At 40.8% G+C, this 1,270-nt stretch carries 1 protein-coding gene; it reads left to right on the plus strand.

All coding sequences use genetic code 11. From position 1 onward, the window contains the following. Positions 1–25 precede the first annotated feature (25 nt). Positions 26–1,270: IS256 family transposase (locus tag VXK47_RS09455; protein ID WP_435548533.1), on the plus strand; the 1,245-nt coding region annotated here is incomplete at its 3' end.

Here is a 1,270-nt window from a genome sequence, read left to right on the forward strand (position 1 = left end):
AAAAAAAGGAAAGGATACACACACCATGAATAACGATAATGTAATTATAATTAAAAAGCCAGAATCTTTTATTGATGACCCTATTACTGAGATATTACGTAATGGAGCTCGAAAAATATTAGCCCAGGTGCTTGAAGCTGAAATTGAATTGTTTGTAAACCAATACAAAGAATTAACAGATGAATTTGGTAGACAGCGTATTGTTCGTAACGGCCACTTGCCAGAGCGTGAGATACAAACCGGCATTGGACCGGTTACCATAAAAGCGCCACGGGTTAGGGACCGTCATCACGATACAATTAAAAGAATAGGATTCAGTTCATCAATTTTGCCGCCCTATCTTCGAAAAACAAAAAGCATGGAACAGCTGATTCCATGGCTATATTTAAAAGGTGTTTCTACAGGTGAAGTCAGTGATGCTTTGTCTGCTATAGTCGGCAAAGATGCTCCGGGTTTATCAGCGCCGACGGTAAGCCGGTTAAAAACGATTTGGGAAAAGGACTTACAAATCTGGCAGAAACGGGATTTATCTGACAAGCATTACGTGTATTTTTGGGTAGATGGTATATACTGCAACGTACGTAAGGATGAGAAGCAATGTCTTCTTGTTATTATTGGTGCCACTGAAAATGGCAAAAAAGAAGTTGTTGCTATTGACAGCGGCTTTCGTGAAAACGAACTGTCATGGATCTCGATACTGCTGGATCTAAAAGCCAGGGGTCTTAAGGACGGCCCCAAGCTGAGCATTGGAGACGGCGCTTTAGGATTTTGGAAAGCACTTTCCAAAGTATATCCGGAATGCCGCCGACAAAGGTGTTGGGTCCATAAAACTGCTAATATTCTAAATAAATTACCAAAGAACTTACAGCCAAAAGCAAAACAGAAGCTTTATAGTATCTGGCAGGCGAACAGTAAGGATGAAGCAGAGCGTCATTTTGACGGTTTTATACAAATTTATGGAGCAAAATACCCCAAAGCGTCTGGATGCCTGGAAAAAGATCGTGATGTTCTGTTAACGTTTTACGATTTTCCTGCTGAACATTGGCGTCATATCCGGACAACAAATCCGATTGAATCAACGTTTTCAACTGTCAGGTTGAGAACAGACAAGGTCAGGGGCTGTTTCTCCGCAACAACTGTAATTACTATGGCATTTAAACTTTGTGAGTGCGCTGAGAAAAAATGGTTACGTCTCCACTGCCCTGAACGATTGGCTGAAGTAATTAAAGGAGTCAAATTTGTGAATGGAATTGAAAAAAAATGGATCGCC

Source organism: Desulfobacterium sp. N47 (assembly GCF_051233685.1).
GTDB lineage: Bacteria > Desulfobacterota > Desulfobacteria > Desulfobacterales > RPRI01 > RPRI01.